The sequence below is a fragment of the Halobiforma nitratireducens JCM 10879 genome (genome assembly GCF_000337895.1).
GTDB classification, from domain to species: domain Archaea; phylum Halobacteriota; class Halobacteria; order Halobacteriales; family Natrialbaceae; genus Natronobacterium; species Natronobacterium nitratireducens.
The window spans coordinates 1-19,969 of sequence record NZ_AOMA01000171.1 but is presented as its reverse complement, the minus strand read 5'-3'; the positions used below and the strand labels follow the sequence as shown (position 1 = coordinate 19,969).

The 19,969-nt window shown below is 62.0% G+C and carries 19 protein-coding genes, 2 tRNA genes and 1 rRNA gene; 10 read left to right on the top strand and 12 right to left on the bottom strand.

The features are described 5' to 3' along the window. The first annotated feature begins 23 nt into the window (after positions 1–23). On the top strand, positions 24–467 hold the full coding sequence (locus C446_RS16040) for a carboxymuconolactone decarboxylase family protein (RefSeq protein WP_006674179.1): 444 nt from the start codon (positions 24–26) through the stop codon (positions 465–467). A gap of 138 nt (positions 468–605) precedes the next feature. Here C446_RS16040 and C446_RS16035 read toward each other — a convergent pair whose 3' ends face one another. The 3 genes from C446_RS16035 to C446_RS16025 form a co-directional block, all read right to left on the bottom strand. Next, positions 606–1,124 (bottom strand): cupin domain-containing protein, encoded by a 519-nt coding sequence (locus C446_RS16035; protein ID WP_006674178.1) that lies wholly within the window; start codon positions 1,122–1,124, stop codon positions 606–608. Positions 1,125–1,278: 154 nt separating this feature from the next. Beyond that, the gene (locus C446_RS16030) at positions 1,279–1,785 is read right to left on the bottom strand and encodes a DedA family protein (RefSeq protein ID WP_006674177.1); all 507 of its coding nucleotides are present in this window, start codon (positions 1,783–1,785) and stop codon (positions 1,279–1,281) included. Between the two features lie 849 nt (positions 1,786–2,634). Further along, a tRNA-Phe gene (locus C446_RS16025) sits at positions 2,635–2,708 on the bottom strand. A gap of 218 nt (positions 2,709–2,926) precedes the next feature. On the opposite strand from C446_RS16025, the gene C446_RS16020 reads away from it, so the two are divergent. After that, positions 2,927–3,373 carry a DUF7344 domain-containing protein gene (locus C446_RS16020; protein ID WP_006674176.1) on the top strand — a complete coding sequence of 149 codons (447 nt, stop codon included), beginning with the start codon at positions 2,927–2,929 and terminating at the stop codon, positions 3,371–3,373. A gap of 351 nt (positions 3,374–3,724) precedes the next feature. Here the strand turns inward: C446_RS16020 and C446_RS16015 are convergent. Further along, positions 3,725–3,798 (bottom strand) — tRNA-Val (locus C446_RS16015). Between the two features lie 68 nt (positions 3,799–3,866). On the opposite strand from C446_RS16015, the gene C446_RS16010 reads away from it, so the two are divergent. Further along, a complete protein-coding gene (locus C446_RS16010) occupies positions 3,867–4,433 on the top strand; it encodes a DUF192 domain-containing protein (RefSeq protein WP_006674175.1) in 567 nt (188 codons plus the stop codon). A 76-nt stretch (positions 4,434–4,509) separates the two neighbouring features. After that, positions 4,510–6,450, top strand: coding sequence for an ABC transporter ATP-binding protein (locus tag C446_RS16005; protein ID WP_049920298.1), 1,941 nt, complete (start codon positions 4,510–4,512; stop codon positions 6,448–6,450). Between the two features lie 81 nt (positions 6,451–6,531). Here the strand turns inward: C446_RS16005 and C446_RS16000 are convergent, their stop codons facing one another. Next, positions 6,532–6,876 carry a DUF5789 family protein gene (locus C446_RS16000; protein WP_006674173.1) on the bottom strand — a complete coding sequence of 115 codons (345 nt, stop codon included), beginning with the start codon at positions 6,874–6,876 and terminating at the stop codon, positions 6,532–6,534. Between the two features lie 215 nt (positions 6,877–7,091). On the opposite strand from C446_RS16000, the gene C446_RS15995 reads away from it, so the two are divergent. Next, complete coding sequence (locus C446_RS15995; RefSeq protein WP_049920297.1) at positions 7,092–7,850, top strand: creatininase family protein; 759 nt, start codon at positions 7,092–7,094, stop codon at positions 7,848–7,850. 79 nt (positions 7,851–7,929) lie between these two features. Here C446_RS15995 and C446_RS15990 read toward each other — a convergent pair whose 3' ends face one another. The 3 genes from C446_RS15990 to C446_RS15980 all read right to left on the bottom strand — a co-directional run bounded on the left by C446_RS15990 (position 7,930) and on the right by C446_RS15980 (position 9,969). Beyond that, on the bottom strand, positions 7,930–8,415 hold the full coding sequence (locus tag C446_RS15990) for a DUF5790 family protein (protein ID WP_006674171.1): 486 nt from the start codon (positions 8,413–8,415) through the stop codon (positions 7,930–7,932). A 336-nt stretch (positions 8,416–8,751) separates the two neighbouring features. Further along, complete coding sequence (locus tag C446_RS15985; protein ID WP_006674170.1) at positions 8,752–9,459, bottom strand: YqjF family protein; 708 nt, start codon at positions 9,457–9,459, stop codon at positions 8,752–8,754. A gap of 141 nt (positions 9,460–9,600) precedes the next feature. Then, positions 9,601–9,969 (bottom strand): dihydroneopterin aldolase family protein, encoded by a 369-nt coding sequence (locus C446_RS15980; protein WP_006674169.1) that lies wholly within the window; start codon positions 9,967–9,969, stop codon positions 9,601–9,603. Positions 9,970–10,100: 131 nt separating this feature from the next. On the opposite strand from C446_RS15980, the gene azf reads away from it, so the two are divergent. After that, on the top strand, positions 10,101–10,856 hold the full coding sequence (azf, locus tag C446_RS15975) for an NAD-dependent glucose-6-phosphate dehydrogenase Azf (protein WP_006674168.1): 756 nt from the start codon (positions 10,101–10,103) through the stop codon (positions 10,854–10,856). A gap of 75 nt (positions 10,857–10,931) precedes the next feature. On the opposite strand, the gene C446_RS15970 is transcribed toward azf, so the two are convergent. The 3 genes from C446_RS15970 to C446_RS15960 form a co-directional block, all read right to left on the bottom strand. Next, on the bottom strand, positions 10,932–11,558 hold the full coding sequence (locus tag C446_RS15970) for a DUF309 domain-containing protein (RefSeq protein ID WP_006674167.1): 627 nt from the start codon (positions 11,556–11,558) through the stop codon (positions 10,932–10,934). Positions 11,559–11,856: 298 nt separating this feature from the next. Further along, the gene (locus C446_RS15965) at positions 11,857–12,936 is read right to left on the bottom strand and encodes an aminopeptidase (RefSeq protein WP_006674166.1); all 1,080 of its coding nucleotides are present in this window, start codon (positions 12,934–12,936) and stop codon (positions 11,857–11,859) included. Between the two features lie 108 nt (positions 12,937–13,044). After that, a complete protein-coding gene (locus C446_RS15960) occupies positions 13,045–13,782 on the bottom strand; it encodes a queuosine precursor transporter (RefSeq protein WP_049920295.1) in 738 nt (245 codons plus the stop codon). A 233-nt stretch (positions 13,783–14,015) separates the two neighbouring features. On the opposite strand from C446_RS15960, the gene C446_RS15955 reads away from it, so the two are divergent. The 4 genes from C446_RS15955 to C446_RS15940 all read left to right on the top strand — a co-directional run bounded on the left by C446_RS15955 (position 14,016) and on the right by C446_RS15940 (position 16,943). Further along, the gene (locus C446_RS15955; RefSeq protein WP_006674164.1) at positions 14,016–14,291 is read left to right on the top strand and encodes a PadR family transcriptional regulator; all 276 of its coding nucleotides are present in this window, start codon (positions 14,016–14,018) and stop codon (positions 14,289–14,291) included. A 320-nt stretch (positions 14,292–14,611) separates the two neighbouring features. After that, positions 14,612–15,976 (top strand): DUF7125 family protein, encoded by a 1,365-nt coding sequence (locus C446_RS15950; protein WP_006674163.1) that lies wholly within the window; start codon positions 14,612–14,614, stop codon positions 15,974–15,976. Positions 15,977–16,318: 342 nt separating this feature from the next. Beyond that, entirely contained in the window at positions 16,319–16,528 is a 210-nt protein-coding gene (locus C446_RS15945) for a hypothetical protein (protein ID WP_006674162.1), read from the top strand. Positions 16,529–16,676: 148 nt separating this feature from the next. Next, entirely contained in the window at positions 16,677–16,943 is a 267-nt protein-coding gene (locus C446_RS15940; protein ID WP_006674161.1) for a HalOD1 output domain-containing protein, read from the top strand. Between the two features lie 539 nt (positions 16,944–17,482). Here the strand turns inward: C446_RS15940 and C446_RS15935 are convergent. Beyond that, positions 17,483–19,969, bottom strand: a 23S ribosomal RNA gene (locus tag C446_RS15935); the annotation flags it as partial.

Sequence of the window (19,969 nt, the reverse complement as noted above, 5' to 3'; positions counted from 1 at the left end):
TCCCTCGAGTGTGACCGGCGAGTATGGCACGGACCGAGTACGCCGATCCCGAGGACCTGCCCCCAGAGAAGCGTTCGTTGCTCGATACCCTCTCGGAGAAAGACGACGAAGACGCCGCGGTCGACCACCGACTCGAGGGCGGAACCCTGAACGTCTACCGGACGATGGGGTGCAACGTCGCCCTCCTCGAGGCGTTCCGGGAGTACGGCTCGACCGTCTGGCGTGAGGGCGGGCTCTCGCCTCACCAGCGGGAGTTCGTCATCCTGGCGACGGCCTACCACCCGACTCGGCCTACGAGTGGCACCAGCACGCCCGCGTCGCCCTGGACGAAGGCGTCACCCCCGAACAGATCGTCGCAATCTCGCGCCAGGAACTCGACCGCCTCGAGCCAGAACTGGCCGCCATCGTCGAGTACGTCGGGGAGTTCGTGGACGGAACGGTCGACGACGACGATCACGCGACGCTGACGGGACACTACGACGAGGAGACGGCGGTCGCGATCGCCTGGCTGTTACTTCGGACTCGCACGCGTCCTGCAAGCGTTCGACGTCGACCTCGAGTCGGCGTTCGTCGGCTGGGAACTCGAAGATCTGTAGAAAACTGGTCTACTCCGATTCTCCGTCCGGTTTCGTCTCCGGTTCCGTTTCCTCGTCCAGCCAGTACTCCACCTCGTCCGCCCGACGAAAGTATCCCTCGACCGTCCGCTCGTCGTCGCCGCCCGGTGGTGACCCGGCGAACACGCCGATCTTCTCCGACTCGGGATAGACGGTGATGTCGGGCTCGCGCATCGTCGACAGCATCAGGTACCGCACCTGCTCTGTTGAGTCGTTGACGACCCGATGTGCGCCGTCTTCTCCGGTTGGCAGGGTGACGTAATCGCCGACCTCCAGCGACAGCGTCTCTCGACCCAGTCGGAGCGTGGCGCTTCCCTCGAGCACGAACAGCGCCTCTTCGTTCCCCGTGTGGTAGTGGTACGGCCACGACCGTGCCTCCGCGGGCAGTTCGTACAGACTGCAGCCGAGTTCGCCGCCCCCGGCTGCCGCGCCCAGTTGCTTGCGTCGGAACTGCGTCTCGCCGCGCTCGAGGGTTGCCCACTCGAGATCCGAGACGTTCGTCTTACCCATACGTGGCGCTCGTAAGCCATCGAGTAGTCTCTTTCCCCGATCGGAATCGCCAGCTGTCGGACGAACCGGTCGACCAGTTAGTCCGGAGAGCGCGTCAGTGGAAGGCAACCGTTCTCGTCTTCGTCTTTTCGAAACCGTGGACGCCCCCCACGGATTAGAAGATCATCCGCACCGCACCGACCGCGACGGCGACGATGAGCGTGTGATAGATCAGCGTCGAGGTGAATGCGAAAAACACGAGCCACGGAACCGGATAGCTCACGATACCTGCCGGAATAAAGATCAGCCCCCGGAGATACGGCACGAAATTAGTGACGAACACACCGATGCCACCGTACCGCTCGAGCCACTGTTCGGCCTGATCGATCCGTCCGGGCGGGATGTTGACCCGCGGTGACGACTGGATCACGGAAGGATCGCCGCGACGTGCCAGATAGTAGATGACGAGTTGGCCGACCACGTAGCCGACACTCGAGACGAGAAGGACCAGCGCAATTTCGCCACGGTCGGCGGAAATCGCCAGCACGTAGCCGGGCAGGAGCACCGTCGTAGGGATCGGTTTCCCGACGAACGCGCCTTTCAACACGAAGAGGACGAACAAGGCTGGCAAACCGACGTACAGGAGAAGCGCGAGCACTGCGTCGATGAGCGCATCAAGCATTCGATGTATGCAGGCCCTTGGAAACGGGACGATATAACAACATCTGTCTGTGTTCGTCGGGCCGACAGTTGGCCCAGAGTATAAGATCACTGCTATCCAAACGGTCTCCCACACTCTCCTCGCCGCACTCTTGATACGCTACGATGGTTCCGGTACTGCATTTGTCGCAGTAGTCTCGACGGCAAGAGGAAAGTCGTGATATCGGTTCATTCTCGAGTGATGGTTCTGGCATACCTGTCGAGTCTCGTACTTACCCATCTTCTCCGATGAGAAGCCGAGAACGAGCCGAGAGCGTCAACAAATCGATTACATCGAGGTTAGGCTTTTTACTGCTCCGGCTTCAATCAACGATGCTGGTTCCGGAGGTGATTCGCTTGAGTTTGCATACACCCTCCATGCGTCCCACAATCTTCCCCCGCTCTTCCGCGGGGTCAAGTGGCTCGGGGAGGGGACCAGTAAGAGCCCGCAAGGGTTTGCGAAACCGGGGGGCGGCGCAAGCCGCACCGACGCTTACTTCGCTCAATACGATAGTCGGAAGACCGGACGGACGGTCACGAGTGGACCCCACGGGAGGCCGAGTTACATAGGATAAAGCGCCGAAAGCATCGGAACGTGAGTGGAACCGTGGTCAACTCTAATCGGGATTTGCGCGCGACTATCGCCGTAAGGGGTGCTGTCCGTCGAACGTTCTCCGAGTAGAAAAACTATGCTGCCTCCCGGATTGTGAACTACGCCTGAGAACCTGCTCGCTTCGCTCGCAGAACCTCAGTCTAGTTCAAATCCGCTCGGGTCTCACTTCTGGCGCTCGCGGACGCCTCGCTACGCTCGTCGTTTTGTTCGCGCCAGAAGTGCCGCCTCCCGGATTTGAACCGGGGACAGCTCGATCTTCAGTCGAGTGCTCTCCCAGTCTGAGCTAAGGCGGCTTACCTCTTTCTCCGTCCATGGTATAAAAAAGGATTTCGAATCGCGACGGCTACGTCGGTTCGGTGACACACCCCGACCACGATCGACGATCCCGACCGTTCGAACCCCGGCAGCAGTATGCACCAAATACGAACAGTTTGATCGGTCTTAACGGTCGTTTGTTGGATATTCGGATATTCAAGACACCCTTTTCCGCTCCGGCGGGTAACCTTGTGTTATGGAGGCTCTTACCTCGAGTCAGGCGGAACAAGAACTCTCCGCCGACACCATCCTGGAGTTACTCGCCAACCGGCGGCGACGGTACCTCCTGTACGCGCTGCGAGGCCGTGAGGAGCCGATCGAGCTCTCGAAACTCGCCGAGCAAGTCGCAGGCTGGGAACACGACGTTCCGCCGGACGAGGTCGAAAAGAACGAGTACAAAAGCGTCTACGTCTCGTCGGTCCAATGTCACGTCCCGAAACTGGCCGACGCGGGCGTCGTCGACCACGACGAGGACAACCACACCGTCGTCCTCTCGGACAATTTCGACCAGCTCGAGCCGTATCTCCGGATCGTCATCAAAGACGAGCCCGAGAACTCGACGCTACACTCGGCGCTCCAGGCCGAGTCCGGCGATGGCTTCTTCAGCCAGATTCGGGAAAACGTCGCTCGGCTCAAGCACTGACTACTCCGGGCCAGTGGGCAGGTGACGAGGATAGTGTCGTATTACGGCTCCGACGGACGACGGAACGCAACAGCCGACGAACTCGAGGGTTCGACGTCTCCGTTCTGATCGCTATTGGTCCGCCGCGACGGCGGGACCTCCGTTTCCGTTCTAACGCTCGTCGACGATGTTTCGACTGAACTCGGCGCTCTCGGATCGCATCTGGAAGGAAGGGTTCGGACTGCTCGACGTGTTCGAACCTCACCCGGACGGTCGGTCACTTCGTTCGGCCGCTGGGACTGGTCTGGTTCGAACCGCCCTCGCGTCACCGTTACGGTGCCGTCGCTCACGTGTTGTTCGCGACAGCAACAGTGGGCTCGGGCGGGTTCGAACCACCGGCCTCGGCCTTGTAAGGGCCGCGTCATAACCAGCTAGACCACGAGCCCGTACCCGGACCAAAGCCGTCCGCCCGAATAACCTTTACTTTCTCGAGTCGCAGCCACGACTAGACACGATGGTCCTCGAGCGCACGTGGAAGGCGTTGCTCGTCGTCGCGTTGCTGGGCGTAGTCGCACTGGTACTCCTCCAGACCGGGGCCGTCTCCGTCCCCTGGGGAGAAGACCGAGCGGAAGTCCGGGTTCTCGACGAGGACGGCGAGCCCAGAGCGACCGTCGAGGTAGAGGTTGCCGACACCTGGAGCGAGCGCTACACCGGGCTGAGCGAGCACGAGTCACTCGAGGACGGCGAGGGAATGCTGTTCGTCCACGACGGAGAAGCCGAGCGCACCTACGTGATGCGTGAGATGGACTTCGATATCGATATCATCTTCGTCGATGCCGACCGAGAGATCACGGAGATCGAACACGCACGCGCACCCGAACCGGACGAAGACGGGGGAGACCTCGAGTACACTGGCCTGGCTCAGTGGGTACTCGAGGTGCCCCGTGGGTACGCGAACGAGACGGGGATGGCGGTCGGTGACGAGGTCGAAATCGAATACGAGCCGGCTACTGATTCGGACGCTGATTCTGGCTCCGACTTCGACTTCGACCCCGAACCCGATTCCGACTCCCACGAATAGGCAACCACGAAACCGGTACCGGACTATTTCGATTCGTAGCAAACGCTTATTGTTCGTGGAGCCGGAAGCGTATTCGATGAGCAGCGGCGTCGACTGGGACAAAGACGACCCCTTCGAGGAGCAGCGGGAGGAGATCGAGAGTCCGATGCAACGGCTGCTGTTCGAGTACGGTCGTCCGTACTGGTTTTCGATGGTCGTCGGCCTGATCTCGAGTGTCTTTGCGCGAGCACTCGACCTGTTACCGGCGCTGATGCTCGCCGTTGCAATCGACGCGATCGTCTACGACGCGGCGTTCGCCGAGCAGGTGCCGCTCGTGGTCCTCCCGGAAGCGTGGCTCCCGACCACGGAGACGGGCCAGTTCCAGTTCGTCGTTGCCGTGATCGCCGGCTCGTTCGCGTTCGGCGCGATCTTTCACTGGCTGCGCAACTGGGGCTTTAACTCCTTCTCCCAGAGCGTCCAGCACGATGTCCGCACCGCGACCTACGACAAGATGCAGCGACTCGATATGGAGTTTTTCGCGAACAAGCAGACTGGCGAGATGATGTCGGTGCTCAGTAACGACGTCAATCAGCTCGAGCGCTTTCTAAACGAGGGGATGAACTCCGCGACGCGACTGATCGTGATGGTCGTTGGGATCACGTGCCTTCTGTTCTGGCTCAATCCCCAGCTTGCGCTTGTCTCTCTCGCGCCAGTGCCGCTGATCGCCGTCTTCACGTACGTCTTTGTCAAGAAGATCCAGCCGAAATACGCCGCCGTCCGCTCCTCGGTCGGGAAAGTCAACTCCCGACTCGAGAACAACCTCGGCGGCATCAACGTGATCAAGTCTTCGAACACCGAGGAGTACGAATCCGACCGCGTCGAAGACGTCTCGCGGAACTACTACGACAAGAACTGGGGGGCTATCTGGCTCCGAATCAAGTTCTTCCCCGGACTGCAGGTGATCTCGGGAATCGGGTTCGTCCTCACGTTCCTCGTCGGCGGCTACTGGGTGTTCACGGAAACCGCGCCGGGCCCGTTCACGGGGACGCTCGAGACGGGGGTCTTCGTCGCGTTCATCATGTACACTCAACAGCTCGTCTGGCCCATGGCCCAGTTCGGGCAGGTGATCAACATGTACCAGCGCGCGGAGGCCTCCAGCGAGCGCATCTTCGGATTGATGGACGAAGAAGGCCGCATCGAACGCGACGACGAGGCAACCGAACTCGAGGTCCGCGAGGGCCGCGTCGAGTACGATCGAGTCGGCTTCGGCTACGACGACAGCGAGCGTATCATCGACGACGTCTCGTTCGAGGTCGACGGTGGCGAAACCGTCGCGCTGGTCGGGCCGACCGGGGCCGGCAAGTCCACAGTATTGAAACTCCTGCTCAGACTGTACGACGTCGACGAGGGTGAGATTCGAATCGACCGCCAGGACGTCCGGGACGTTTCGCTCGCGAGCCTGCGACGCAAGATGGGCTACGTCGGCCAGGACACCTTCCTCTTCTATGGCACCGTCGAGGAGAACATCACCTACGGTGCGTTCGACGCCGATCGCGAGGACGTGATCGAGGCCGCGAAGATGGCCGAGGCCCACGATTTCATCCAGAACCTCCCGGACGGCTACGACACCGAAGTCGGCGAGCGCGGCGTCAAACTCTCGGGGGGACAGCGCCAGCGGGTCTCGATTGCCCGTGCGATCCTCAAAGATCCCGAGATACTCGTGCTCGACGAGGCGACCAGCGATGTCGACACGGAGACGGAGATGCTCATCCAGCGCTCGATCGACGAACTCGCCGAGGATCGGACGACGTTCGCGATCGCTCACCGACTGTCGACGATCAAAGACGCCGATACGATCCTCGTCCTCGAGGACGGGCGGATCGTCGAGCGGGGGGCCCACGAGGAACTGCTCGAGAACGAAGGGCTGTACTCCCACCTCTGGGGCGTGCAAGCTGGAGAGATCGACGAGTTACCCCAGGAGTTCATCGAGCGGGCCCAGCGGCGACAGGCGCGAACGGAAGTCGGCGACGACGATTGACGGCGACGGCGACATCGATATCGATATCGATATCGATATCGCTCCCGACTCGGACGAGACGGACACCGACGACCCCAACGCTCAAAACGATTCCTGCTCCCGCTGGCCTTCCTGCTCGGGTGCACCCTCGTCCTGTCGATCCTCTCCGATCGCCGGCGGCGTCCGGTCGCTGTAGTTCTTCCGTCCGATCGCCTCGTCGCCGACCATGTTCATGATCGCCTGCTCGACAGCGCCGTAGTCTTCGTACTCGTCCTCGTTCATCGGCCCGACGAGTTCCTCGAGGGTCATCGTCTCCTCGCCGAAGTCGACCTCGCGGTCGCCGTGTTTCTCGAACAGTGCGTCCTGGCTGATCGGGTAGTCGACGGACTCGAGGTCGTCATGGAGGTCACCGAGCTCGACGCCCTGTTCGCGGCTATCGTCGGTCATGGATAAGTAGTGCGCGACCAGGGTCAAACGGGTTGAGCCTGCGCTCGCCACGGTTGGCATGAGGCGGGAGTCACCGTCACCGTCACCATCAGCACTAACACCGATACCAGCACCAACACCAACCCCTGGGACGCCAGCACGAGTTCGGATCGCGAACCGAAACGACCCCTGTGGCGGTCGGTGGTTTCATGGGTGAACGGCCGATCTACTCGCGCATGAACCTCAGTGATGCGACCTGGACCGACGTTCGGGACGCCGACGCCGACATCGCGGTCGTCCCCGTCGGCAGTACGGAACAGCACGGCCCCCATGCACCGCTCGGAACCGACGTGGTAACCGCCGAGGCCGTCGCCGACGCCGGCTGCGAGCGAAGCGAGCGAGACGTGCTGCGTGCGCCGGCGATCCCCGTCGGCGTCGCCGAAGAACACCGCCAGTTCCCCGGGACGATGTGGGTGTCCGAGGGAACGTTCCGGGACTACGTTCGCGAATCAGTCGAGAGTCTGTTCTACCACGGAATCGATCGCGTCGTCCTCGTCAATGGCCACGGCGGTAACGTCGCCGCGCTCCGAGAAGTCGGCGCTCGGCTCACTCGCGACGGCGACGAGGACACCTACGCCGTTCCCTTCACCTGGTTCGACGCCGTCGGCGATCACTCGAGCGAGATGGGCCACGGCGGTCCGCTCGAGACGGCGCTGCTCCGGCGGGTTGCGCCCGACCTCGTTCGTGAGGATCGTCTCGACGCCGCCTCCGAGTCGGGTGCCGACGGCTGGGGAGAGTGGGTGAGTTACGCGAACCTGGCCTACGATAGCGCGGAGTTTACCGACAACGGCGTGGTCGGCGATCCGCGGGACGGACCCACAGAACGTGGCGACGAACTGCTCGAGTTGGCGGCGGCGGCGCTGGCACGTCTGTTAGAGGCTGTCGCGGAGCGAGACGCGTCCAGACCGGAGCGACGGGGTGGAGACAGCGAATAGCGGTTTTGATCGAGCCGCCGGGTAGAAATCGAAGGAGCAACGCGGAGAGGAAGCGGCGGGAACGACCGTGCGTCGGGGGTTATTCTTCTTCTTCTTCTTCTTCTTGCTCTTGCTCTTCGGCTTCACCCTTCGGTTCGTCTTCTTCTGCCGTCTCGTCTGCGGCTTCCTCGCCCGGCGTCGCCTCCTCGAGCGTCCCACGAAGCGCCGGAATCGTCGACGTGAGATCGCCGACCTGCTCGCCGGCGTCGGTGACGTCTTCGATCGCAGCCTCGAGGTCGGTGATCTCCGCTTCGAGGTCGTCTGCGTCGTCGAAGGCGTCGGCCCGCTGGCCCATGGTGTACCACTTTTTGGCGTCGCGAAGATGGTCTTCGGCGTCACCAGCGTCCAGCGCGGAGTTGAGGCCGTTGAGGACGCCCAGCACGTTGTCCGCGTCCGTCTCCCAGATATCGTCGGCCGCCGGCAGCGCCGCCCAGGCCGACTCGAGCGAGGATTCGACGTCCTCGCGCATTTCGGATGCCGCTTCACCGAACAGTTCGTCGTCGTCACCGAACGTCGCTTGGCTCATGTCATCACGTTCACGGGGGCCGAGGTTAAAAGGTCGCCCGAAAGTGAAAGTGAAAAACCGCTCGAGCGGGCGGCTCGAGATGAAATAGCCGGACAGTTTCGAAAAGGAGTACAGGAGCCCGAGACGCAGTGGTCACGGAACGCGGGGCGGCCGTGCGATCGGCGCGAGCGGGGACCAGTGGTCGAACGGCCGTCAAACGTACGGCTGTTGACGCTGTCGTGTCCTCGGTCGACCCCATCGTCTCGTGCCGTCGAACCACGACGCATAGGGTATGCTGTACGTCAGTTCCGGTGGCAGGACCCAAATGCCACCAAGACATCGGTACAGCGACCGGTCTCAGCCACGCAACCGTCTCGCCAGTTTGCTCCCGGAGGCGACCGTGTCGACGCCAGGGCTGTAGAGATGGACCGGCTCCGAATTCGGCGTATCGAACCCGTTGGCGGCAAAGAGCGTGTTCTCTCGGATCGAGACCTCGGCATCGTACAACGGCCAGGATTCGTGAGAGACGTCGGCGTACCGGATCGAACCGTCCGGCGCTTCGGTGTAGTAGCGGTAGCGTTCGGTCAGAAAATGTGCGAGGCTCCCGGGATCGGCGTGGTATCGGCTGCCGGTCGGTTCGTACCTCGCGTCGAACCGAACCGATCGCGCGCCGCGGTGGCGACGCCGACTCGAGAACGCGACAGTCCCGTCCTCGGCGACTTCGATGTCGATGTCCGCGTGATAGTACGGGAGGTGGTGGAACAGCCGTGCACCGAGGACGGCAGCGAGCCCGTCGGCGTCGAGACTGAAGAAGTAGACCCCGGGGTTTCCGTCGTAGGTGACGTACGTCCGAAGGTTGAGTTCTGGCAGCGGGAGTCCGGTTCCGCCAGGCAACCGCTGTGGACGAACGTCGACGTTCGTAAAGGGGACAACCGAGAGCCACGCACGGCCGTCGTGGGTATCGACCGACAGGCGATCCGGGAGGTGTGGCTCCAGCCGGTCCGGGTCGACCGGCCAGTTGGCAAAGAGGAGGTGTCGCCACCCCATCGAGAGGGACACGACCATACCGGAACTGAGGGCGGCGAGCGGAAGAACCCAGCGCCCAACGAGGAGCCGGAGGCAATGGTATACTACTGGACAACAGTCGGTACACACCCGATCGCGTCTCGAGTACGATCGGTGTCTGCAGTGGTTTGTCCGGCAGTATTACTCCGACGACCGGCCCTCGATCGACGCGAGTTGCATGAGCGGATAGCCGTCCTCCATCGCCATGCGCGCGACGACTTCGAGTCCTCCGTCTGCGACGACGATCTCGACCTCGAGGAATCGACCCGTGAGTTCGGTGTAGTCCGCGGCCGACTCCGCCAGAGCCGCCTCGAGTTCGTCCTCACGTACGTCGACGGAAACCTCACGACAGTGTGGCTGGTTCTCGATCGCTTCCTCCATCGCGGTCGCGACGCTGTCGGCGCTGTCCGGCGAAACCGGCGTCCCGGCGAACTGGTGGTACAGGGAGCCAAACTTGATCCCGGCCTCGAAACAGGCGGCTTCGGCGTCGGTGGGCGCATCGTCGGTCATAGTCGTTCTCGTACTCGAGCCCTCGGTGGCAGAGAGGAAGGGGGTTGCGGTCCGGGTCCGATCTTCCCCAGACGCGACGGCGAGTCCGGAACCGCACGTTACTTACCGACGCTGTTCCTCAACCCGAACGAATGGCACAGTCGGTCCTGCTCACGGGGGCTTCGGGGCGCGTTGGGGAAGCCATCGTCGACGGTCTCGCGGACGAACGCGAGTACGAGTGGCGCTTGCTGGATCGGGACCCGCCGACCAGCGACCGCGACTATCCGGGCGAGTTCGTCGTCGCGGACATCACCGACGAAGACGCCGTCCGGGAGGCAATGGAGGGCATCGATGCAGTCGTCCATCTCGCGGGCGATCCCCGAAAGACAGCCCCGTGGGAGAGCGTCTTGCCGAACAACATCGACGGCACCCAGACGGTCTACGAGGCCGCGGTCGACGCCGGCGTCGAGAAAGTCGCCTTCGCCTCCTCGAACCACGCCGTCGGGGCCTACGAGACCGACGAGCGAACACCGGAGATGTACCGCGAGGACGACGAGTTCCAGCTCGAGGGGGACGAACTCCCTCGGCCGGGCAATCTCTACGGCGTCTCGAAAGCGACCGGCGAACTCCTCGGACGGTACTACCACGACGAGTACGGTCTCTCGGTTGTCTGTGTCCGGATCGGCAACCTCACGAAGGACCACCCGCCGATCGACTACGAGCGCGGGCAAGCGATGTGGCTCTCTCACCGGGACTGTGCGCACCTCTTCGATCGCTGCATTCGGGCCGAGTACGGGTACGAAATCGTCTACGGTATCTCCGACAACGACCGCAAGTACTACTCGATCGATCGCGCTCGAGACGTACTCGGGTACGAACCCCAGGACAACTCGGCGCGACACGACTGATCGTCTGGAGCGATCTCGACGACACCGGCAGTTGTAGCTGCCGCTCGAGCCCGGCGGGAAGGCGAGCGAAGACGTTCACTCGAGGTCGGAGAACAGCCCCTCTACGTCTTCCTCCCGAGCCTGCCGCTTGCCCGCGTGTTCGGATAACCGCTGATAGACGATGCCCCGATGTTTTTCTTCGCGGACGAAATCGAACAGAAGCGAGATGAACCGGCTGTCGTCGTCCCCGTCCTCGAGGTCCCGTCGGGCGTACGTCCGGGCCCGTTCGATCGGTCCCTCGTCGTACCCGAACTCCTGGGCGAGAGTGACCGCGGCGATTCCAGTCTCGGCGACGTCCAGCGAGTCGAGCGTCGGCGTCACCCCGTCGTGTTCGATTCGGACCGGCGACCGGCGTTCGATCAGTTCCGGATCGGCCGACAGCGACGCGAGGTAGTCACGGAGCGACGCGAGTGCGACGCCACGATAGGTGGCTGGCAGCCCGTCGAGATAGCCCCGCGCACTGTCGGCCAGCCCGACGGTTCCCTGCCAGTTCCCACGGTGGGCGTGGAAGACGGCCCCGCTCAACTGGATCAAGCCGTGAAGCAGCTGTTCGTCATCGGTACCCGACTCGAGGTCGAGCCAGTGCTCTTCCCAGGCGTCGTGGGCAGCGTGGTAGTGGCCATCGTTGTAGACGGCGGCTCCGGCACGGAGCTGGTCGTGCATACTTCCGCGTTGGCGCTCGAGAGGCCTGTGGCTGTCGCTCAAGAGAAGACGCGAGACGCGACGAAAGCGATGACGCCGGATATCTTCCGCCTCCGGCCGGGCGGGCAGACAACTGTAAAAACGGGGAGCGGGAGGCAGCGGTCCCGGCCGGTTACTGGCCGCCACCGGCGAGGCGGTACTCGAAGGGACGAGCGACTCCCCCATTAGTATGAGACCGATTACTGCAGTTGTGGCCGCCTGACGGAGCGTAATAGGTGACTACTCGCCGATTAGGGTATCGGAGAACGACTTCGAGGAGTCACTCCCACCGGAACTGTCCGTCCTGCTGGACGACTTCCCCATCGATCTCGAGACGGGAGTCCTCGCTGACGTCGGTGATCATGTCGACGTGGACGGCGGAGTCGTTGCCCGACTCCCCGGCCGGAAGACACGCGTCGTAGGCGCGACCAACCGCGAGGTGGACGGTATCCCCCATCTTCTCGTCGAACATGATGTTGTCCGTGTAACGGTCGATCGCACGGTTCATCCCGATGCCGAGTTCGCCCAGGCGGCGGGCCCCCTCGTCGGTGTCGAGCACGTCCCCGACGACGGACTCGCCCTGCTCGGCTTCGTAGTCGACGACCTCGCCGTCCTCGAACTCGAGGAAGACGTTCCGAACCGTCTCGCCCCGGAGAGTCATCGGAACGTCGAACGTGACCTCTCCCTCGGTGGCGTACGGCGCGGTGAAGACTTCGCCGCTTGGCAGGTTGTGTGAGTCGTAGGCGACCGACGCGGCGCTGTTGACCGCAGTCCGGTCGTCGATCCGCATGGTGAGGTCGGTGTCCTGGGAAACGAGTCGTACCTCCGATCCCTCGTCGAGCAGTGTTTTCATCCGGGACATCTCCTCGGCGAACGATTCCCAGTCCCGCAGGATCGCGTCGTAGGCGAACTCCGTGTACTCCTCGTAGGCCATTTCGGCTTGCTGGGCGAGCGACCGGGTCGGGTGGTACGTCGACACCCAGCGCGTATCGTACCGCTGCTCGCGGACCTCGCGCCGAGCGTCGCGATAAGACTGTCGCGTCTCGCCGGAAACGTCCGCCGTCGCGCTCGCGTTACGGCTGCCTCCCAGCGAGAGGTAAACGTCCGCCTCCTCGAGCAACGCCTTCTCGTGGGTCGGTTCGTCGAAGTCGCCGTCGTGAGCACGAAGGTACGCGCGCGTAATCTCACCGGAGCTGTAGGTCGCGACCAGGTTGGCCCCGCGCTCGCCGAGCGCTTCGGCGACGGCGACGGCCAGTTCGTGAGCGTCCGGCCCGACCGACAGCACGACATCGTCTCCGTCCTCGACGCGGGCGCTCCAGTCGACCAGTACCTCGGCGTGTTCGCGGACGCGTTCGTCCATATCCGGTGATTACGAGCAGCGTACAAAACCCCAGCGTTGCGCTCCGCCGGAAAGCCACGATCGACGGGACTCCACGAACAGCCAGCAGACGACCGCTATATGGCACCCTTACGAGGGGACATCGGCGACGCGGTCGGCCCTCGAGCGAACGAGAGCGACGACCGCGTAGACGATCGGCGTATCGAGGACGGCGATGCCGAGTTTCAGCAGATACTGGCCGATCATCAACGCCACGAGTTCCTCGAGCGAGAGCACCACCCCGACATCGAGGAGGGCGGGGCCGACGGCGAAGGCGACGGCGACGAAGATGACGGTGTCGATCGCCTGGCTCGTCGCCGTCGATCCGATGTTACGGAGCCAGAGCCGATCGCCGCCAGTGTATTCTCGGATTCGGTGGAACGCGATCACATCCCAGTTCTGACTGACGACGTACGCCAGCAGGCTCCCCGCAACGATGTTGGTCGAGGCCCCGAGGACGTCGGCGAACATGTCGGGGTCGATACTGGTGTCAGCAGCCGGCGCTGCGATCGTCGACCAGACGAGCGCGAGGACGACGAAGTTCAACGCGAACGCCACGTTGACGACGATCTGGGCCCCACGCCGCCCGTAGAGTTCGGTGTAACAATCGCTCGCGAGGAAGGTGAGTGCGTAAGCAAGCGCCGCCCCGGGGAGAACCAGTTCCGTGCCAGTCAGTGGGAGCGAAACCGGGAGGGAAAACGCGAGCACTTTCGACGCGGTCAACTGTGCCGTCACTAGCGCGGTCACGAAGAGGCCGATCAGTGCCACTTGGGGCACGGTCGGCACCGGACCACCGCGGCGGGAGTCATCGGAGTGCGATCGAGCCATGCCCGTCGCGTATCGGTCGGGACTACCTAAACCGTTCGAGATCCGCTCATGGGCCCGCATCCGTACCCATTACTGTCGGCTTCGGATACGTGTCACCAAATCACCATTACGAACAGTGAAACACTGAACAAGCCGCCACAAGTCACGGTAAGTCATCTAAAACAGCCTCAACGGCCGTGATACGGGATCGATAACAAATAGTCAGTCGTGTGGTGTGATTAGACGGGTGAAACATGGACGATTTGACCGGATTCCAGCGCGACCTCCTGTACGTCATCGCAGGTGCCGACCAGCCGTCCGGCCAGGACGTGAAAGACGAGATCGAGAGCTACTACAGTTCGGAGATCAATCACGGCCGACTCTATCCGAACCTCGATACCCTCGTCAACAAAGAGCTGGTCGAGAAGGGACAACTCGATCGCCGAACCAACTACTACGCGATGACCGACGATGGGCGTCGGGCAATCGAAGAACGACGTGAGTGGGAGAGCCAGTACGTAGAGGTGTAACGGACAGCCATCGGCCGTGTCCGGATCGGACCGAGCCGCAGGAAAGGGGAGGAAGAGAGACGAGTGTGCTCTCGACGATACCTCGCCGGCTGGTCCCCGGAGTGGTGCTACTGCCACCGAAACGGCGAAAAGCGCCGCCACGACAAACGCCGACGATAACGCACGACGTAGCTACCGGGGGAGAGGCCACCGAAAACCGCTGGAATCCGGTTCGTACGATCCGCTGTAACTCGGTACGGTGAGCTACGTTGCTCTCGGGTCACCGGCACTACCCCACGTCTATCTAGGGGTTCAAAACGGAAGCCGACGCCAATCACGGCATGCTCGTCATCGCCGGCGGGACGGACGATTGTGGAACGACGACAGTTACGGTCGGCCTGGCCGACGCGTTGGCTCGTGCGGGAACGCCAGTAATCGCCGCGAGTACCGATCGACGGCCACCTCACTTACACGCCGTCGCAAAGGTCGATCGAACGCCGACCCTCGCTGCGCTCGCTTCCGACGACTCGCTCGAGACAGTCCTCCAGCGACGGACAGCCAGCACAGGCGGGGGTGATGGCGAGACAGCGGAAAACACCGAGGTCGGAATCCTCCCTACCCCGAAATCCACAGCGCAGGCCGACCTCAAGGCCGCGTTCGAGAGACTCGAGTCGAGCGATACGCGAGTTCTGATCGACCGACCGGCCGGAATCGAATCCGACGCCGTCGACCCGCTCGAGTACGCCGATGGAGTCGTCGTGGTGACCACGACCAGTGATCGAGCCGTCGAGGCAAGCCAGGCGACGATCGAGGCCTCCCATCGCCTCGACGTTTCCGTCGAGGGTGCGGTCGTCACCGAAAGCAACGGTGTTACCGACGCGTTCGCGTCGAAAATCGGCGTTCCAGTTCTGGAGACCGTTCCCGAACACGAATCGCCGTTGACCGCGATCGCGACGCGAGCCGCGTTCGACGAACTCGCGGCGGCCATCCACGAGACGAACGGTACCCCACGCCAGCCGATTCGACACGACAGCGACGAGACGCGCCTGGCAACCGGCAACCCGGTCGTCGACCGAGAACTCGGCGGCGTACAGCCGGGGACCGTCGTGGCAATACGCGGTGCACCGACGAGTCAGGCCGAACTCCTGTTGTACGAAGCGACCGCAACTCGAGGAACCCTCTACTTGACAGCCGGCCGCTCGGCCGACGATGTCCGACGTGCACTCGAGTCGACGAAGGTTCGAACCGGAAACCCGACGATTCGTCGTCTCGATCGAGACGCACCGTTAGCACACGCTACCGAATTGATCGAAGTATTACCCGACGGAGCGACCCTCGTGATCGATTCCGTGAGACCGCTCGAGCGAACGGGCAGCGAATCGTACGTCAACTTCCTCAGCGTGCTCGGCGAACGGATGCGAGAGACCGGTGGGGTGGCTCTGCTACACTGCCTCTCCGACTCGTCCTCGCGATCGGACCGACGGGAGACGACGCTTCAGTCCGTCGATACAGTATTCGACGTCCGGACGATCGATGCAGGCGTCGAGACCGGCGTCGAACAGAGGCTCGCGGTATCGAAGTGCCGTCGAGACCCGCACAGTAACCCCGTCCTCGAACTCGAGTTCGGGACGGACGAAGCGGACGTGAGAGCCGACGAAACCAGCCTCGAGCACGACATCTGCTCGTGGCCGGACGACGGCCGGTAGCTATCGCCGATCGGCCACGGCCCGGCAAGCCCCGACGACATGCTCTCCTGGCCGCCCCGAGTCTATAGTAGCCACTACATAGTAGCCACTACAGGTCAGTGCGAACCTGCTCACCAGACGGATCGGCGATCAGTGTCAAATCGTTGCAGTTGGTACTATAACGGCCGTACGAACGCTCGGTGTCCGGAGCGTGACGGATTGGGAACCCTACTCGAAACAGTGCCAGTCGACGATCGCGTGGACGTTTCGAATCCATCGACCGTATCACCGAATAGACGAGACGGGTCTGACGTAGCGCATTCAGGCTCGGCGCTTACCCACGATGGCGACTGAATCGGAGTGATGAACGTTTCCACCGACCAACTCCTGATCATGGTCGTCGCCGCGACCGGGCTCGCGGTCGTCGTCGGCGGCTGGGCCGGCGGACTCGTCCACGCCGAAGCGACCGGACTGGAAGAACTCGCACTCCGGGGTGGGATCGGGGTCGTTTTCGTCGCGGCCCTTCTCGGGCTCTGGCACGTGTTCAGTGAACTGGACGAGGAGTCAGGCTAAATCGGAGAGTTCCGGCTGCCGAAGTCACGACCGACCACCACGAACGGGGCCGCCTTCCGACCGCCGCGGACTGACGTCTGACGGACGACAGACGTGCGTCATTACACCGCCACGGGGATTTATATTTGAGAATCTGGCAGCGGAAGGTATGTCCCGTAATCGACACGACACACGTTCGGTCAGCTATCGCGTCGTCGAGAAACTCGCCGAACACGAAGGTACAACGTCGACGAACCTCGAGCCCCCGCTCCACTCCGCGATCGACCCCGATGCTATCGACGCCCTGTTTCGAACCCGAAACGCGAACGCTGACGGCGTGGCCCCCTCGCTCGAGTTCGAGTACGAGGGGTACACCGTTCGAATCGACGGTCCGACCGAGATTACGATCGAAGACCCAGCCCCGGTCATCGTGTGACGTCGACGCCGGAGAATCGGCCACTTCGAAGAGCTGGTAGGGTGCTCACTGGCTCGAGACCTGTTTCAGTTGGTACTGGCAGGACGGTTCAGGAGGGTTTGGACCAACACTCGTTATCCAATGACCTGGCCGATAGCTGAGACGGACGACGTTGACAGTACAGACCGTCTACACTAAAACGACCCGATGCAGATCGGACTCGAGATGATTGCTGTCCGGTCGGCTCGGGATGCAGGTTAGTCGCTTTCAACGGTGAAAATACAATTAGCGTACAAAACGATCAATCCGCGCTAACCGCTAAGATGCTGACTGGCGGAATCGAACCGCCGTTGCCACTGTCAGTGTGAGTGATGAAGTATGAATGGGGCGGCGAATCGACGTTCCCAGAGGGTCTCCCACTCCAGTAGTTGCCGATACGCAGGCGGGCTTATCTTCCGTGTTCGGGATGGGNAACACCAGGATCGGTCAGGCGATACCGTGTCTACGTGTAGTCCAGTATGCGTCTGGACCCGTTCCCGGGTTCCAGATCCAATGCGATATGACTGTGTGGCTTGGCCGATTAGTGCTCGCGGGCTCAACGCCTCGTTGCCTTGGCGCGTACACCCCGAGTCTATCGAACTCGTCTTCTACGAGTGGCCTCAGTGGTTCCTCGTTTCCAGGTGGGTTTCGAGCTTAGATGCGTTCAGCTCTTACCCCGTGGTGCGTGGCTGCCCGGCACGTGCTCTCTCGAACAACCGGTACACCAGTGGCACCCATGCGTAGTTCCTCTCGTACTATACGCACGTTCCTGTCAGGAACCGTTACACCCCCAATAGATAGCAGCCGACCTGTCTCACGACGGTCTAAACCCAGCTCACGACCTCCTTTAATAGGCGAACAACCTCACCCTTGCCCGCTTCTGCACGGGCAGGATGGAGGGAACCGACATCGAGGTAGCAAGCCACCCGGTCGATATGTGCTCTTGCGGGTGACGACTCTGTTATCCCTAAGGTAGCTTTTCTGTCAGCAATTGGCCGCATCAAGCAGCCTAATTGGTTCGCTAGACCACGCTTTCGCGTCAGCGTCCGTCGTTGGGCCGGACACTGTCAGACTTCCGTATGCTCTTGCGCTCTATCCCGCGTCTCCGACGCGGGTGAGGAAATCTTGGGGCGCGCTCGATATCTTTTCAAGCGCGTACCGCCCCAGTCAAACTGCCCGGCTACCAGTGTCCTCCGCCAGGAGTGAGAGTCGCAGTCACCATCGGGTAGTATTTCAATGCTGGCTCGGTGGCCCGCTAGCGCGGGTACCTGTGTAGCGCCTCCTACCTATGCTGCACAATGGCGACCACGTCTCAGTGACAGCCTGCAGTAAAGCTCTATAGGGTCTTCGCTTCCCCTTGGGGGTCTCCAGACTCCGCACTGGAACGTACAGTTCACCGGGCCCAACGTTGGGACAGTGGCGCTCTCGTTGATCCATTCATGCAAGCCGCTACTGAAGCGGCAAGGTACTACGCTACCTTAAGAGGGTCATAGTTACCCCCGCCGTTAACGGGTCCTTCGTCCCATTGTACTGGGTGTTCAGATACCCGCACTGGGCAGGATTCAGTGACCGTACGAGTCCTTGCGGATTTGCGGTCACCTATGTTGTTACTAGACAGTCGGAGCGCCCGAGTCACTGCGACCTGCCTCTTCGCGAGGCAGGCATCCCTTATTGCGAACGTACGGGACTAACTTGCCGAATTCCCTAACGTCGGTTGATCCCGACAGACCTTGGCTTTCGCCGCCACGAGTACCTGTGTCGGATCTCGGTACGGACAGTGTGCTTGCCTTTTCACGGGCTCTAGGTTGACCTCTCTTGCGCTATCCAGCCATTCGGTCGCTTCGTGCCATTACGGCTTCCACGAACTTCGACTGTTCGACCGGGCGAAAGCCCGGTAGAGGCGGCCCCAAAGCGTCGGCTTTGAGTGCACACTGGCACAGGAATATTAACCTGTTTCCCTTTCGACTCACTCGACTTACGGTGAGACTTAGGACCGGCTAACCCTCAGCTGATCAGCATTGCTGAGGAACCCTTACTCGTTCGGCCGTCGGGGTTCTAACCCGACTAACGCTGCTACTATGACCAGGATTTTCGTTACTGAACGGTCCACACGACTTCTCAGCCGTGCTTCCACCCGAACAGAACGCCGACCTACGCGATTGCCCTGTAACAGGCACGGCTAGGTCTCGGTGGTGGACTTGAGCCCCGATCATTTTGGGCGCCCCGAACCTCGGCCGGTAAGCTGTTACGCTTTTCTTAGAGGGTAGCTGCTTCTAAGCTCACCTCCCGGCTGTCTAGGGCTCGGGACCACCTTCGATCGCACTTAGTCCACACTTGGGGACCTTAACCCAGCTCTGGGTTGTCTCCCTCACGGTACACAGGCTTACCCCGTGCACCGGACTCCCTGCGTCTAACGGCGTTCGTAGGTTCGGAGTTGGACAGGGGGGCGCACTCCTCTCGGAGGGCGGTCCCCCAATCCGTCGCTCTACCCCACGAACTACCTCGGCAGAGGTGATGCTTCGACATCTTTCGGTCGGAACCAGCTGTTTCCGGATTCGATGGGCCTTTCACCCCTAGACATAGGTCACGCGAGGGTATTGTAGGACACCAACGCTAACAGGCCTCCACGTGCCTTTCGGCACGCTTCGCCTTGCCCATGTCTAGATCATCCGGTTTCGGGTCGTGTCCGATTGACTCCCCGCGCTTGAACACGGCGGCCCTCGCAATGCTGCGGCCATGTCGGTTTCCCTACGCCTTCCCCGATGAACGGGTTAGACTCGCCAATCAGACACACTCCCTGGTTCGTTTTTCAAAACGTACGACGGAACACCGGCTTCCCGATCTTCTTACTGGTAGCTCGCGCTACGGTCATTTTGATCAGGACCTTTCGTGCCCCGTCGCTCTATCGCCAACTGATTTCACGCCCTATTGCACCTCCCTTCTTGGGGTGCTTTTCAGCGTTCGCTCACGCTACTTGTTCGCTATCGGTCTTGAGGAGTGTTTAGTCT